Origin of the sequence: Streptomyces sp. NBC_01092, from assembly GCF_045039535.1 — a bacterium.
In the GTDB taxonomy this organism is placed as follows: domain Bacteria; phylum Actinomycetota; class Actinomycetes; order Streptomycetales; family Streptomycetaceae; genus Streptomyces.
In genome coordinates, this window is the sequence record NZ_CP108659.1 from 6,844,003 (window position 1) to 6,858,447 (window position 14,445).

Genomic DNA, 14,445 nt, shown 5'->3' on the forward strand with positions numbered 1-14,445 from the left:
AGGATCTACTCCAGATCCAGTCCGGATGAAAGTCGGCGCCACGGGGGTGCGGACAGGGGCTCTTCAGACCGTGAGGGGGACGGGTCAGCTTTGAGCCAGATCGTCGTCAAGCGACCGCAGAGGGCCTTGCCTGCCGAGGTGCCGGTCGATCCAGTGCAGTTGCAATCCCCGCCCGAGCTGCCCCGAGGGCAGCAGGAGGGTGTGCTGATGCAGCTGCTGCCCATGCTGGGCATGGGCGGTTCCGTCGTCTTCTTCTTCATGACGCCCAACCCGGTCATGCGCATCATGGGCATGGTGATGATTGCGTCGACGATCGCCATGGGCATCGCCATGCTCGTGCGCTACCGGCGCGGAAATCAGGGCCAACTCGCCGATATGCGGCGGGACTACCTGAAGTACCTGGCCAAAACCCGTCGTTCGGTCCTTCGCACCGCGCGGCTTCAGCGTGACGCCCAGTTCTATCTGCATCCGGCGCCCGAGCAGCTGTGGGCACTGGTCGCCGAGGGCAGCCGCATCTGGGAGCGGCGCATCAGTGACGAGGACTTCGGGCAGGTGCGGGTCGGACTCGGCAGCCAGCAGCTCGCCGCACCCCTGGTCGCGCCCGAGACCGCTCCGGTGGACGAGCTGGAGCCGCTGACGGCCGGGGCGATGAAGCAGTTCCTCAATGCTCACGGCACGATCGAGGGCCTGCCCATGGCGATCTCGCTGCGGGCCTTCTACCACCTCACGATCAGCGGGGACGAGAGCCATGTCCGCGCGTCGGCGCGCGCCATGGTGGCTTCCCTGGCCTCGCTGCACTCCTCGGACGATCTGGTCGTCGCCGTCGCCGCCGGGCACGACACGGCCCCGCACTGGGAGTGGGCCAAGTGGCTGCCCCACGTGCAGACCGAGGGAAGCGACGGCGCGGGCAGCCGCCGACTGATCACGTCCGGGGCGCACGAACTGGAACTGCTGCTCAAGGAGCAGCTCGAAGGCCGCCCCCGGTTCCAGGCCGGCGGCCAGCCGCTCTTGGAACAGCCGCACATCGTCGTCGTACTCGACGGAGAGTCGCTGTCGCCCCTGTCGGCGCTGGCGGCGGCCGAGGGGCTGCAAGGTGTCACGGTCATCGAGGTCGTACCCGGCAGGCTCACCGGCGCACGAGGCGGCCTCTCGGTCGTGGTGCATCCCCAGGCCCTGCGCCTGGAGTCCGGCGACGGCCACGTCTACGAAGGGACGCCCGACCGCCTCAGCCAGGAGGCAGCCGAGGCACTCGCGCTCCAACTCTCGCCCCTGCACATGGCGTCCGGCGGAGACTCGGACGAACCGCTGCTCGCGAACCTTGAGTTCACCGACCTCCTCAACCTGGACGACGCGGAATCGGTGGATGTCAGCCGCAGTTGGCGACCGCGCTCCCGCACCGAGCGCCTGCGGGTCCCGATCGGTGTCGGCGAGGACGGCACCCCGGTGATGCTGGACCTGAAGGAAGCCGCGCAGGAAGGCATGGGCCCGCACGGCCTGTGCGTCGGCGCCACCGGCTCGGGCAAGTCCGAACTGCTGCGCACCCTCGTGCTCGGCCTCGCGGTCACCCACTCCTCCGAGACGCTCAACTTCGTCCTCGCGGACTTCAAGGGCGGTGCCACCTTCGCCGGCATGGCGGACCTGCCGCATGTCGCCGCGGTGATCACCAACCTCGCGGACGACCTGACCCTCGTGGACCGCATGGGCGACTCGATCCGCGGCGAACTGAACCGCCGCCAGGAGTTGCTCCGCCGGGCCGGCAACTACGCCAACATCCATGACTACGAGAAGGCCCGCTCCCTCGGCGGCGCCCTGGAGCCCATCCCGTCCCTCGTCCTCGTCATCGACGAGTTCAGCGAACTCCTCACCGCCAAGCCCGACTTCATCGACATGTTCGTCCAGATCGGCCGCATCGGCCGCTCCCTGGGCGTCCACCTGCTGCTCGCCTCGCAGCGACTGGAGGAAGGCCGACTGCGCGGCCTGGAGACGTACCTGTCGTACCGCATCGGCCTGCGGACCTTCTCCGAGGCCGAGTCGCGCGCGGCCCTCGCCGTCCCCGACGCCTACCACCTGCCGAACGTCCCCGGCTCGGGCTATCTGAAGTACGGCACTGACGAAATGGCCCGCTTCAAGGCGGCCTACGTGTCCGGTGCGCACCGCCCCGCCTCCGCGCGCGCGGCGACGGGGGACGGTCCGTTGGCGGTGGACCGCCGCCCCGCGCCGTTCACCGCGGCCCCCGTGCCGGTGCACTATGTGCAGCCCGATTCCCAGGCGCCGGTGCCGGACCCGCGCGCGGGCCGGGACGACCCGCAGGCCGACACCGTGCTCGACGTCATCGTCCGCAGGCTCACCGGCCAGGGCCCGGCCGCACACCGCGTGTGGCTGCCGCCGCTGGACAACCCGCCCTCGCTGGACGCCCTGCTGCCCGGACTCGCCGGGGTCGAGGGACGGGGCCTGACCCGGCCCGACTATGAGGGCGCGGGGCGCCTCATCGTGCCGCTCGGGGTCGTCGACAAGCCCTTCGAGCAGCGGCGCGACACGCTGTACCGGGACTTCTCCGGCGCGGCCGGCCACATGCAGATCGTCGGCGGTCCACGGTCGGGCAAGTCGACACTGCTGCGGACGATCATCTCCGCGTTCGCGCTGACCCATACTCCGCACGAAGTCCAGTTCTACGGGCTGGACTTCGGCGGTGGCGGCATGTCGGCCGTCGCGGGCCTGCCGCACGTCGGCGGGGTCGCCTCACGCCTGGATCCGGAGCGGGTGCGCCGCACGGTCGCCGAGGTGCACGGCATCCTGACGCGCCGCGAGGAGTACTTCCGCAGCTCCGGCATCGACTCCATCGCCACCTTCCGGAAGTTGCGTGCGCGTGGTGACATCCCGGTGGCGGACCAGCCCTGGGGTGATGTCTTCCTGGCCATCGACGGCTGGGGCAACTTCCGCACCGAGTACGAAGCCCTGGAACAGGCCGTCCTCGACATCGCCGCGCGAGGCCTCGGCTACGGCATCCACCTCATCCTCACCGCCTCACGCGGCATGGAGGTCCGCGCCAACCTCAAGGACCTCCTGATGAACCGCCTTGAGCTGCGGCTCGGCGACACCATGGACTCCGAACTGGACCGCAAGGCTGCCGAGAACGTCCCGGCGGGCGTGCCCGGCCGGGGGCTCACTCCCGAAGCGCTGCACTTCATGGCCGCGGTCCCGCGCATCGACGGCATCCACTCCGACAGCGACCTCTCCGAGGCGGCCACCGCCATGGGCCGGGACGTGTCCCGTCACTGGACGGCACCCGGCGCTCCGGCGGTCCGCCTCCTGCCCCGCCAACTCCCCGTCACGGACCTGCCTGCAGCCCTCGCGGAGCAGCGGCAGGGGCAGGGGCCGGGACAGGGGCAGGGGCCAGGGCAGGGGCCGGGGCGTGGCATCGCCTTCGCCCTCGACGAGAACAACCTGGAACCCGTCTTCCTCAACTTCGACCAGGACCCCTTCTTCCTCGTCTTCGGCGAGGGCGAGTCCGGCAAGTCCAATCTGCTGCGCCTGCTCATCAAGCAGCTGACCGATCTGCACGACGGCGACTCCTGCAAGCTCTTCGTCATCGACAACCGCCGCGCGCTCCTGGGCGCGACACCGGCGTCCCACCTCGCCGAGTACGTGCCCATGTCCAACGCCATGGACCACCACGTGGAGGCCCTGGCCGACCTCATACGGCGCCGCACACCATCGCCCGACGTCACAGCCGACCAGTTGCGGGAGCGGAGCTGGTGGAGCGGTCCGACGGTGTATGTGGTCGTCGACGACTACGACCTGGTGTCCACGTCCAGCGGCAACCCCCTCGCCCCGCTCACGGAACTCCTGCCGTTCGCCCGCGACGTCGGCATCCGCTTCATCGTCGCCCGCAACACGGCGGGCGCCGGCCGGTCTTCGTACGAACCCTTCATGCAGCGGATCAAGGAGCTGGGTGCACAAGGCGTCGTGCTCTCCGGCGATCCGAACGAGGGCGACATCCTCGGCAACGTACGTCCGCGTCCGATGCCGGCGGGGCGGGGGATCTTCGTCTCGCGGAAGCGGGGGAGTCTGTTGGTGCAGACGGGGCTCATGGGGGAGGAGGCTCGGCACTGACGGCGCCGCCCTCGGCCTCGACTGTCATCCGCACCCCCACCCGCACCCCCCACCCGGCCATCGCCCCGGCCTCCGCCTCCAATACGTGCCGTGAACGAAGCCGGGGCAGGCCCAGTCGCCCCGGTGGCATGGTGCGTACGGCGATGACCTTCAGCCGTCGGTCGAGATAGGCGACGTCGATGGGCATGCGCATGCGGAAGGTGTGCACGCTGCCGGCAGGGGTGAGCAGCATCGCCCCGTCGACCGTGTCGCGCCCCAGCAGCCCCTTCGTACGGGCCCGGTACGACGAGGCGATCTCCAGGGGCACCGACACGTCACCCCGCTCGCCGTGAACGATCAGCGCCCCCGGCCCATCACGCCACCGTCGCCCCACCATCGGCCACCTCCACTATTTCCTGTTGTCCGCCGAGTGTTACCCGGGTAGGAAGGCCCCATGACCGGACTCGGCGCAGTATTCCGCCCCCAGCTGGCCCCCGAACGACTCCGATCCGTAGCCCGGCTCGCCGAAGAGGCAGGTCTCGAAGAGCTGTGGCTCTGGGAGGACTGCTTCCGCGAGGGAGGGATCTCCACCGCCGCGGCCGCCCTCGCCTGGACCGAGCGGATCCGCGTCGGCATCGGACTCCTCCCCGTGCCCTTGCGCAACGTCGCGATCACCGCGATGGAGGCCGCCAGTCTGTACCGGATGTTCCCGGGGCGGCCGATCCTCGCCGTCGGACATGGCGTGCAGGACTGGATGGGACAGGTCGGGGCGCGCGTCGAGTCGCCGGTGACGCTGCTGCGGGAGCATCTCGACGTGCTGCGAGCCCTGTTGCGCGGAGAGAGGGTGACCGTCGAGGGGCGTTACGTCAGGCTCGACGACGTCGCACTCGACTGGCCGCCCGCCGAGCCGGTGCCCGTCATCGCCGGCGTCACCGGGCCCCGCTCGCTGAGGCTGGCAGGCGAGGCCGCCGACGGGACGCTGCTCACCGCGTCGACCTCGCCGGAGGGCGTGCGCACGGCGCGCCAGCTCATCGACGAGGGACGGGAGCTGGTGGGACGCTCCGATGCCGAGCCGCACGGGATCGTCGTCTATCTGCTCACCGCCACCGGTCCCGACGGGGCCGCCCGGCTCAAGGCCGAGCTCGCCGAGGAAGGGCTCGCATCCGTGCCCGACCTCGGCGTCGCCGGGGACGCGGGGGCCGTCGCGAAGGCGGTCCAGCGGCTCGCGGACGCCGGCGCGGACACCGTCGTCCTCCAGCCGACGGGGGACGAGCCCGACCCGGAGGGGTTCGTGCGGTTCGTGGCGGAGGAAGTGCGGCCGCTGGTGCCGTAGCAGCGCGGGCGGCCCGCGCCGTCTGCTCGGGCCCCGTTGTCAGTGGCTCCTGCCAGACTCCTGAAAATGAGCGACGACATCGCGGACGTACGCATCCGGGACGTGCTGGACGCCGACCTGGAGGCGTTCCTCGCCTACGAGCACGACCCGGAGGCCGTCCGGCGGTCGAGGTTCACGCCCCGGCCGCGGGAGGCGTTCATGAAGCACTGGCGGACGAGCGTGCTCGGGGACGAGACCTGCCTGGTGCAAACCGTCCTGGCCGGGGACGAGGTGGCCGGCAGCGTCGTCTCCTGGTGGGAGGGCGAGCGCCGCTTCCTCGGCTACTGGCTGGGACGGCCGTACTGGGGCCGGGGCATCGGCACCAAGGCCCTCGCCCTCTTCCTCGCCCTGGAGCGGACCCGCCCCCTCTACGCCGACCCCTTCCACGCCAACACCGCGTCCGTACGGCTCCTCGAACGGCACGGTTTCAGCACGCCGGCACACTCAGACACGGCGACGACGAGCATGTGCTGCTCGTGCTCCCGGCTCAGCCCGAAGGCTGATCACCCCTCGCCCCGTCGATCAGCTCCCGCACGATGTCCATGTGGCCCGCGTGCCGTGCCGTCTCCTCGATCATGTGGACGAGCACCCACCGCAGGGACACCTCCGCGTCCCGCCACGACGGCTGCCCCAGGTCCGTCAGCGACCGCTCGGCGATCATGCGGTCGGCCGCGGCGCGCGCACGGCCGTAGAAATCGACGATCTGCTGCGTCGTCTCGCCCTGGTCGGCTCGCATGTCCTCGTCGCTGTACGGGTCGAACCACAGCGGCTCCACCTCGCCGCCGAAGCTCGACACGAACCAGCCGTACTCCACCGAGCCGAGGTGCTTGACCAGGCCCAGCAGGCTCGTGCCCGTCGGGGTCATCGGGCGGCGCAGCTGCTCGTCGTCCAGCCCCTCCAACTTCCACAGCACCGCGTCCCGGTGCCGGTCCAGGCTCGCCCGGAGCGTTTCCTTCTCGCCCGCCGTGTACGTCGAGTTCGTCATGGCGCCGAAAACTAGCAGCGGCCACTGACAGCGCCCTGCGATCATGCACCGCATGGGACAGGGAGACAGGTCGTTCGAGGAGCTCGTCGCCGAGGGCGCCGCCGTGCCCACCGAGGGCTGGGACTTCTCCTGGTTCGAGGGGCGGGCCACCGAGGAGCGGCCCAGCTGGGGGTATGCCGTCGCGCTGGCCGACCGGCTGGCCGGAGCGAGCGCCGCGCTCGACCTGCAGACCGGGGGAGGGGAGGTCCTCGACTTCGCCCTCGGCCGGGCCCCGAAGGCCCCCGTGCTCACCGTCGCCACCGAGGGCTGGCCGCCGAACGTCGCCAAGGCCACCGCCCTGCTCGCCGCGCGCGGTGTCGCGGTCGTCGCCTCGCCCGAGGACGCCCCGCTGCCGTTCGCCGACGAGGCGTTCGACCTGGTCACGAGCCGGCACCCGGTGCAGGCCCACTGGCCGGAGATCGCCCGCGTGCTGCGGCCCGGCGGCACGTACTTCGCCCAGCACGTCGGACCCCACAGCGTCTTCGAGCTGGTCGAGTACTTCCTCGGGCCCCAGCCCGACGAGGTCCGCGGCGGCCGGGACCCGAAGCGCGAACGCGCCGACGCCGAGGCCGCGGGCCTGGAGGTCGTCGACCTGCGCGCCGAGGAACTCCGCATCGAGTTCCACGACATCGCGGCCGTCGTCCACTTCCTGCGCAAGGTCGTCTGGATGGTCCCCGGCTTCACCGTCGAGGCCCACGAGCCCCGACTGCGCGCCCTGCACGAGCGGATCGAGTCCGACGGGCCCTTCGTCGCGCACAGCACCCGCCACCTCTTCGACGCCCGCAAACCCAGCGCCTGAGCCCGCCCCACGCTCATGCGCCTGAGCCCGCCCCACGCTCACGCGCCTGAGCCCGCCCCACGCTCACGCGTGCGGGCCGACCGTCACCTCCCCGACCACCAACTCCGCCTTTGCCTCCAGCACTTCCCCCACCCGCTCCGCCTGCTCGCCCAGCTCCCGCTCCAGCCGGGCCGTCGGCCGCCGCCCGACCAACTCCACCGTCACCGTCGTACGCCGGCCCTGGCGGCGCTGGTGCCAGACCCCGGCCACCCGGCCGTCCACCAGCACCACCGGAAAGTTCCCGGCCTGGCCGCCCGCAAGCGCCCGCCGGTACGCCTCCCCGGGGAACAGCGACTCACGCGGCTGCGCGGCGATGGCGTACGCGTCGAAGTACGGCAGCAACCGCACCCCCCGCACCCGCCCGTCGGGGAACCCCGTGTCCCCCGCCACCACCCAGCCCGCCGCCTCCTCGAAGGCGACCTCCTCGATCTCCCCGGCCCCCGCCAGCTCTGTGAACAGGGAGACCGCCCAGCCGGCCGGGGCGGCCAGCCACTTGGCGAAGTGCTGGGGCGTGGCCGGGCCGTACGCGTGCAGATAGCGCCGGACCAGCTCCCGCAGGGCCGTCGCGCCCGGGATCGGCGTGGCCGACGGCGGACGGGTGTACGTCACCTTCCGGCCCCGGTTCGGGCCGAAGCACAGCGCGCCCGACTGGCCCGCCCGGTGCATCACCTGACGCCAGCGCGGCCAAAGGTCCTGGAACGCGGGCATCACCAGGTCGCCGGCCCAGGGACCGGTGCGCGCCACGACCTCCTCGCCCAGCTCCTCCACGGTCAGACACACCCCGTCCAGGGCGTCCCCGATCGCCGCCACGATCTGCTCCGCCTGCTCCGGCGTCACCCGGACGTCCGGGGCGAACGCGTTGTGGCCCGTCGGAATCGCGGTCAGCGCACCGCACCACAGGGGCAGTTCGGCGGTGGGGAGCAGATGCACGGTTCCGCGCGGGCCGAACGTCTTCACCAGCGAACGGTCCTCCCACAGCGAGGCCCGCACTTCCGCCCGCGTCACCCCGGCGGCCCGCACCCCCACCGACACCTCGGCCGCCGACAGCACCTGCGCATGCGCGCCCAGCATCGCCCCGACCACCTCGGCGACCGGGGTGCCGGGCACGGCGGGACGGGTCAGGAACTGCCGCTCCAGCCGCCGAGCACTCGCTTCGTCCCATGTAATGGCCCTCGTCATACGGCGACGTTAGACCCCGTATAGGTCAGAAGCTGTCCGCTTTCGCTCGAAGAGTGCACAGGGTGCAAACCGTGCATCCGTACGCGAAGACCCGTCAGTCCCTGCACATCCAAGGAACCCGCACCTTTTCCACATTGTTATGGCGGCTGACTCGATTTCCCCCCATCCCTCGCTTAAGTTCGGACCAAGGTAATTCGCGTACGCAAAGCTGCGCGGTGGCACCGCGCGGTGGAGGGGACTGCGCGGTGCCGTGCCCCCGATGCGGCCCCCTGTTGAACGCGCGTCGCGCCGAGGCTGCTTCCTCCCCGCCGGTCCCTGCGTGTCGTCAATGGGCCGTTCGCGCTCGGGGTCACCCGGGGGAGGGAAGCGCGGACAAGTCGCCAGGCAGGCCTCAAGAGACGCCAAACCCTCCGGATCCGGCCGTATCCCACCCGTTTCCCCTGGGAATCCGCCCCTGTCACGCCATGAATCCGCCATGAAAGTGCCGTTTCGCGGCCACCGCCCCGTCGCCGAGCGATTTCGGAGAGTAGTTGTGGCACGCCGATGCACACAGCAGCACTTACGAAGGGTTATGGTGGAAACCCCCCCTCGGGCCGGTCCGTCTCCCCCCCACGGACCGGCCCGTTTTTTTGCTCACACGGCGGTGCCTTCAAAAGAGCGGGACTGACACCCCCTAAGGGGCGCGGGGAACTGCGCGACCAGCCCCCACCAGCTGCAAGCCGCCCAAGCACCCAAGACACCCCCCACCCAAGGCGCCCCCAACCAACCCGCACCCCAAATCCCGGCCCAAGCCCCGCAGGGGTAGGCTGCGGCCCGCGGGGACCGCATCCGTACGGAGGGGCTGACGAACACGTGAACCTGCGCGACAAGCTGCGCGGCCTGCTGGTCAGGTTGTACGCACGCCGGGTGGAGGGGCACCTGGACCACGCTCAGGTGCCCAAGCACATTGGCGTCATCATGGACGGCAACCGGCGCTGGGCAAAGGCTGCGGGTTCCACCACCGTGCACGGTCACCGCGCCGGTGCCGAGAAGATCGAGGAGTTCCTCGGCTGGTGCAGCGAGACGGACGTCGAGGTCGTCACCCTGTGGCTGCTGTCGACGGACAACTTCGACCGGCCCCAGGACGAGCTCGGCCCACTCCTCGGAATCATCGAGGACGTCGTCCGCACCCTCGCCGCCGACGGCCGCTGGCGGGTGCACCACGTCGGCACCCCCGATCTGCTGCCGTCCGGGATGCAGACCACCCTCAAGGAAGCCGAAGAGGCCACCGCGCAGATCGACGGGATACTGGTCAACGTCGCCATCGGCTACGGCGGCCGCCAGGAGATCGCCGACGCGGTGCGCGCGATGATCGTCGACGCCCATGACAAGGGCACCTCGATCGAGGACCTCGCCGACTCCGTGAGCGTCGACCTGATCGGCAGCCACCTCTACACCGGCGACCAGCCCGACCCCGACCTCGTGATCCGCACCAGCGGCGAGCAGCGGCTGTCCGGATTCATGCTCTGGCAGACAGCTCATGCCGAGTACTACTTCTGCGAGGTCTTCTGGCCGGCCTTCCGCAAGGTCGACTTCCTGCGGGCCCTGCGCGACTACGCGGCGCGCCACCGGCGCTACGGCGGCTGAAACAGCGCGTTCCCAGCGGGAGTGCGAGTGCCGCATTTGGGGCGGAAGTAACAAGGAGTTCACCAGGGCGCCGTCATATGCGTAAGCATGGCACCGCATGTTCGAGGGCATAAGCCAAGCAGGTCGACACCCGAACCACGGGTGTCGTATCTCAGCGGGCGGCGCCGGAGCCGTCCGCCCGGGAGGCCCTTTGCACCAGCCCCACCGTGCGGTCACGGCACGGAAGAAGACGCGGGGGGCCGGTTTTCGGCCCGTGCAGAGCGGCCGACGACCGGTCCAGCTCCACTCCGTCGCTCCCCGACCTCATCCGAGGGGGTACGTCCTTCCGTGGTGACCAGCACAAAGCGCCACAAGCCCGACCGGCGCACCTACGTTCTCGACACCAGCGTCCTGCTGGCCGACCCGAATGCTCTGAACCGCTTCGACGAGCACGAGGTAGTGCTCCCCATCGTCGTGGTGACGGAACTGGAGGCCAAGCGGCACCATCCCGAACTCGGCTACTTCGCCCGGCAGGCGCTGCGCCTGCTCGACGAGTTCCGGGTGCAGCATGGCCGTCTCGACGCCCCGATTCCGATCGGGGACCTCGGCGGCACCGTCCGTGTCGAGCTCAACCACTCGGACCCCAGCGTTCTGCCGACCGGCTACCGCCTGGGGGACAACGACTCCCGCATCCTCGCGGTCGCCCGCAATCTGCAGGCCGAGGGGTTCGACGTCACCGTTGTGTCGAAGGACCTTCCGCTCAGGATCAAGGCCTCGTCCGTCGGGCTCCTCGCCGAGGAGTACCGCGCCGAGCTCGCCATCACGGACTCCTCCGGCTGGACCGGAATGTCCGAACTGACCCTGCCGGGCGAACAGGTGGACATCCTCTTCGAGGAAGGCCATGTCTACGTTCCCGAGGCCGCCGACATGCCCGTGCACACCGGGCTGACGATCCACTCCGAGCGCGGCAAGGCGCTGGGCCGGATCACGCCCGAGGGCAACGTCCGGGTGGTGCGCGGCGATCGGGAGGCCTTCGGCATCAAGGGCCGCAGCGCCGAGCAGCGCATCGCGCTCGACCTGCTGCTCGACCCGGACATCGGGATCGTGTCCATGGGCGGCAGGGCCGGCACCGGAAAGTCGGCGCTGGCGCTGTGCGCGGGTCTGGAGGCGGTGCTGGAGCGCCGTCAGCACCAGAAGGTGATGGTCTTCCGGCCGCTGTACGCGGTGGGCGGGCAGGAGCTCGGCTATCTGCCCGGCAGCGAGGCCGAGAAGATGAGCCCCTGGGCGCAGGCGGTCTTCGACACGCTGTCCGCGGTCACCAGCCGCGAGGTCATCGAAGAGATCACCGCGCGGGGCATGCTGGAAGTGCTGCCCCTCACCCATATCCGCGGACGCTCGCTGCACGACGCGTTCGTGATCGTGGACGAGGCCCAGTCGCTGGAAAGGAATGTCCTGCTGACTGTTCTGTCCCGAATTGGTGCTAACTCGCGGGTGGTTCTGACCCATGACGTGGCCCAGCGGGACAATCTGCGGGTCGGGCGTTACGACGGTGTCGTCGCCGTGGTGGAGAAACTGAAGGGACATCCCCTCTTTGCCCACGTCACGCTGACGCGGTCCGAGAGGTCCCAGATCGCCGCCCTTGTGACCGAAATGCTCGAAGACGGCCAGATCTGACGGGTCTGCTCGGACCTGTAGAGAACTGCCCAACTTCATAGGGGTTACGCGGCAGTTGGCGCCGTCCGGAAAGGCGAAGAGCCTAGCCGGGCGGCGCTTTGGCGTGTGCGGCTTTCCGTAAAACCCCAGGGACAAACGAGGTGTGAGCTTTCACACGCAACACAGAATTGCCTTGCGGCGTCCGGGTGCGGCAGAGTCTCACTCCTGTCAGGCCCCGCATACGACACACCTGTACCCCCAGCGGTACGGAACCACAGCAGCACCACCAATTGCATAGCGCCGTCGTATGCCGCCCGAGTCACCACGCGGTGCTCCCTGTCCGGGAGTTGCCCATCGGGTCCGCGCCTCCCGTGACCCCGCAGTTGGGAGGCCAGAGCCAGGGGCAAGATTGCGTCCGCCAGGGTCACCGAAGCGGGCGATGCTGGAAGGAACCCGTGTGAGTCCGATTTCGGTCAGGGGATTCGCAGTGGCCTCTGCCACGGCGGTCACCGCTGTCGGAAGCGTCGTCGGCGTTGCCTCGGGCAGCACCGCGCAGAACAACGACGCCGAGGCGACGGCAGCCGATTCGACGCTCCTCGCTGACATACCCGCGGGCCAGCAGGCCCAGGTGCAGACCGAGTCCCTGTCGGCGCAAGCGGATGTCCAGGCCATCGCAGCGGACGCGAGCGCAAAGAAGGATGCCGAGGAGGCCGCCCGCAAGGCTGCCGCCCAGAGCGCGATCGAGAAGAAGGACGCCGCCGAGAAGGCTGAGAAGGCGGCTCAGGAAGCCAAGGAGCGCGAAGAGGCCGAGGCGAAGGCCTCCCGGTCCTCCGCCGGCGACTTCCCGGTCCAGAGCTCGTACAGCATCTCGCAGATCCAGTCGATGGCCCGCCAGATGGTGCCGAGCGACCAGTTCCAGTGCTTCAGCAACATCGTGGACCACGAGTCCGACTGGAACTACCAGGCCGTCAACCCCTCCTCCGGTGCCTACGGCCTCTTCCAGGCCCTGCCCGGATCCAAGATGTCGTCCGTCGGCGCCGACTGGCAGACGAACCCGGCCACCCAGATCAAGTGGGGCCTGAACTACATGAACGAGCGCTACGACAGCCCCTGCGGCGCATGGGCTTTCTGGCAGGCCAACAGCTGGTACTGAGCCCGCGCTCAACCCTGTGGAGCCCCTCACCGTCCTTCGGTGAGGGGCTTTCGTTCGTCTCCGACCGGCGCCATGTACGGTCGGATTCAACGACTCCACGGGGGAGTGGTGGGGAGAGACGGGGGAAGAGGACGGATCATGTCGCGAGTGCCAGGGTGGCTGGGTCGGCTCGGTGCCGGTCTGACCGAGATGAGCGAGCGGTTGGACGAGCGCCGCGCGGCGGTGGAAGGGGAGGACCCGGAGCCCCGGCCGGTGCGGCAGACCGCCGTCGCCACCGCGGCGCCCCCCGCTGAGGACCCGCCGCCCGTCGTCGACCACGTGCCACGACCGCCCGACTACGCGCCGACGGCCCCGCCGCCGCGCCCCGACCCCGCACAGGTCGTGCCGTGGGGCGTACGGGTCGCCGCGGAGGCCGGCTGGCGGCTGCTGGTGCTGGCCGGCACCGTCTGGGTGCTGATGCGGGTCATCAGCGCCGTCCAACTCGTCGTACTGGCCTTCGTCATCGCCCTGCTCCTCACCGCGCTGATGCAGCCCTCGGTGGCCTGGCTGACCCGGCGGGGCGTGCCGCGCGGGCCCGCGACCGCGCTGACCGCGATCCTCGGGTTCGTCGTCATCGGGCTGATGGGCTGGTTCGTGACCTGGCAGGTCATGGAGAACATCGACAACCTCTCCGACCAGGTCCAGGACGGCATCGACGAGCTGCGCAACTGGCTGCTCAACAGCCCGTTCCACGTCACCGACAAGCAGATCAACGAGATCGCCGAGAACCTCCGCGAGGCGATCGGCGCCAACACCGACGAGATCACCTCGGCCGGCCTGGAGGGCGTCACGGTCATCGTCGAGACGCTCACCGGCATCCTGCTGGCCGCCTTCTCGACGCTGTTCCTGCTCTACGACGGCAAGCGGATCTGGCGCTGGACCCTCAAGCTGGTGCCGGCCGCCGCCCGTCCGGGCGTCGCGGGCGCCGGGCCGCGGGCCTGGGCGACGCTGACGGCCTATGTGCGCGGCACGATGGTGGTCGCCCTGATCGACGCCGTGTTCATCGGCATCGGCATCTACTTCCTGGACGTCCCGATGGCCGTCCCGCTGGCCGTCTTCATCTTCCTGTTCTCGTTCATCCCCCTCGTCGGTGCGGTGGCCTCCGGCGCGCTGGCGGTCGTGGTGGCGCTGGTGACACAGGGCGTCTTCACCGCCGTCATGACCCTCATCGTCGTGCTGGCCGTGCAGCAGATCGAGGGCCACATCCTCCAGCCGTTCATCCTCGGGCGCGCGGTCCGCGTCCATCCACTGGCGGTTGTCCTGTCGGTGGCGGCGGGCGGCATGGTGGCCGGGATCGGCGGCGCGGTGGTGGCGGTGCCGCTGGTGGCGGTGTCGAACACGATCGTGGGGTATCTGCGGTCGTACTCGCAGGAGGCGGCGCTTCGCTACGCGCCCGAGCCGAGGGGCGCGACGGCGGTGGACGTGGCTCTCGCGCAGCCGCCGGCGGACATGGCCAAGTCGGCGTCGGAGCAATGACAAGGGCCCGTTCA

Annotated in this window: 10 protein-coding genes and 1 pseudogene; 8 read left to right on the plus strand and 3 right to left on the minus strand. The window is 70.2% G+C overall.

The genetic code is table 11. The features are described from left to right. The first annotated feature begins 90 nt into the window (after positions 1–90). Positions 91–4,113: a type VII secretion protein EccCa gene (gene eccCa / locus OG254_RS31320; RefSeq protein WP_405588297.1), complete on the plus strand. Its 4,023-nt coding sequence runs from the start codon at positions 91–93 to the stop codon at positions 4,111–4,113. On the opposite strand, the gene OG254_RS31325 is transcribed toward eccCa, so the two are convergent. After that, positions 4,088–4,489: a DUF192 domain-containing protein gene (locus OG254_RS31325; RefSeq protein ID WP_405588300.1), complete on the minus strand. Its 402-nt coding sequence runs from the start codon at positions 4,487–4,489 to the stop codon at positions 4,088–4,090. The genes eccCa and OG254_RS31325 overlap by 26 nt on opposite strands. A gap of 57 nt (positions 4,490–4,546) precedes the next feature. On the opposite strand from OG254_RS31325, the gene OG254_RS31330 reads away from it, so the two are divergent. Both OG254_RS31330 and OG254_RS31335 read left to right on the plus strand, forming a co-directional pair. Further along, positions 4,547–5,425: an LLM class flavin-dependent oxidoreductase gene (locus OG254_RS31330; RefSeq protein WP_405588303.1), complete on the plus strand. Its 879-nt coding sequence runs from the start codon at positions 4,547–4,549 to the stop codon at positions 5,423–5,425. A gap of 66 nt (positions 5,426–5,491) precedes the next feature. Continuing rightward, positions 5,492–5,967, plus strand: a pseudogene (locus tag OG254_RS31335) (GNAT family N-acetyltransferase). Here OG254_RS31335 and OG254_RS31340 read toward each other — a convergent pair. Further along, a complete protein-coding gene (locus OG254_RS31340) occupies positions 5,952–6,449 on the minus strand; it encodes a DinB family protein (protein ID WP_405588306.1) in 498 nt (165 codons plus the stop codon). The pseudogene OG254_RS31335 and the gene OG254_RS31340 overlap by 16 nt on opposite strands. A 52-nt stretch (positions 6,450–6,501) precedes the next feature. On the opposite strand from OG254_RS31340, the gene OG254_RS31345 reads away from it, so the two are divergent. Next, complete coding sequence (locus OG254_RS31345; protein ID WP_405588309.1) at positions 6,502–7,287, plus strand: class I SAM-dependent methyltransferase; 786 nt, start codon at positions 6,502–6,504, stop codon at positions 7,285–7,287. Positions 7,288–7,350: 63 nt separating this feature from the next. Here OG254_RS31345 and OG254_RS31350 read toward each other — a convergent pair whose 3' ends face one another. After that, positions 7,351–8,505, minus strand: a complete 1,155-nt coding sequence (locus OG254_RS31350) for a winged helix DNA-binding domain-containing protein (protein WP_405588312.1) — start codon at positions 8,503–8,505, stop codon at positions 7,351–7,353. A gap of 852 nt (positions 8,506–9,357) precedes the next feature. On the opposite strand from OG254_RS31350, the gene OG254_RS31355 reads away from it, so the two are divergent. The 4 genes from OG254_RS31355 to OG254_RS31370 all read left to right on the plus strand — a co-directional run bounded on the left by OG254_RS31355 (position 9,358) and on the right by OG254_RS31370 (position 14,431). Then, positions 9,358–10,131, plus strand: a complete 774-nt coding sequence (locus OG254_RS31355; protein WP_351189150.1) for an isoprenyl transferase — start codon at positions 9,358–9,360, stop codon at positions 10,129–10,131. Between the two features lie 327 nt (positions 10,132–10,458). Continuing rightward, positions 10,459–11,784 (plus strand): PhoH family protein, encoded by a 1,326-nt coding sequence (locus OG254_RS31360; protein WP_405588315.1) that lies wholly within the window; start codon positions 10,459–10,461, stop codon positions 11,782–11,784. A 418-nt stretch (positions 11,785–12,202) separates the two neighbouring features. Further along, positions 12,203–12,916, plus strand: coding sequence for a transglycosylase SLT domain-containing protein (locus tag OG254_RS31365; protein WP_405588318.1), 714 nt, complete (start codon positions 12,203–12,205; stop codon positions 12,914–12,916). 138 nt (positions 12,917–13,054) lie between these two features. Beyond that, positions 13,055–14,431, plus strand: coding sequence for an AI-2E family transporter (locus OG254_RS31370; protein WP_405588321.1), 1,377 nt, complete (start codon positions 13,055–13,057; stop codon positions 14,429–14,431). The last annotated feature ends 14 nt before the right edge of the window (positions 14,432–14,445 follow it).

What these genes read in the sequence shown, in the direction of transcription:
- OG254_RS31345 (WP_405588309.1), top strand. Translation starts at nt 6,502, where the DNA reads ATGGGACAGGGAGACAGGTCGTTCGAGGAGCTCGTCGCCGAGGGCGCC.
- OG254_RS31325 (WP_405588300.1), bottom strand. Translation starts at nt 4,489, where the DNA reads ATGGTGGGGCGACGGTGGCGTGATGGGCCGGGGGCGCTGATCGTTCAC.
- OG254_RS31330 (WP_405588303.1), top strand. Translation starts at nt 4,547, where the DNA reads ATGACCGGACTCGGCGCAGTATTCCGCCCCCAGCTGGCCCCCGAACGA.
- OG254_RS31370 (WP_405588321.1), top strand. Translation starts at nt 13,055, where the DNA reads ATGTCGCGAGTGCCAGGGTGGCTGGGTCGGCTCGGTGCCGGTCTGACC.
- OG254_RS31350 (WP_405588312.1), bottom strand. Translation starts at nt 8,505, where the DNA reads ATGACGAGGGCCATTACATGGGACGAAGCGAGTGCTCGGCGGCTGGAG.
- OG254_RS31365 (WP_405588318.1), top strand. Translation starts at nt 12,203, where the DNA reads ATGCTGGAAGGAACCCGTGTGAGTCCGATTTCGGTCAGGGGATTCGCA.
- OG254_RS31340 (WP_405588306.1), bottom strand. Translation starts at nt 6,449, where the DNA reads ATGACGAACTCGACGTACACGGCGGGCGAGAAGGAAACGCTCCGGGCG.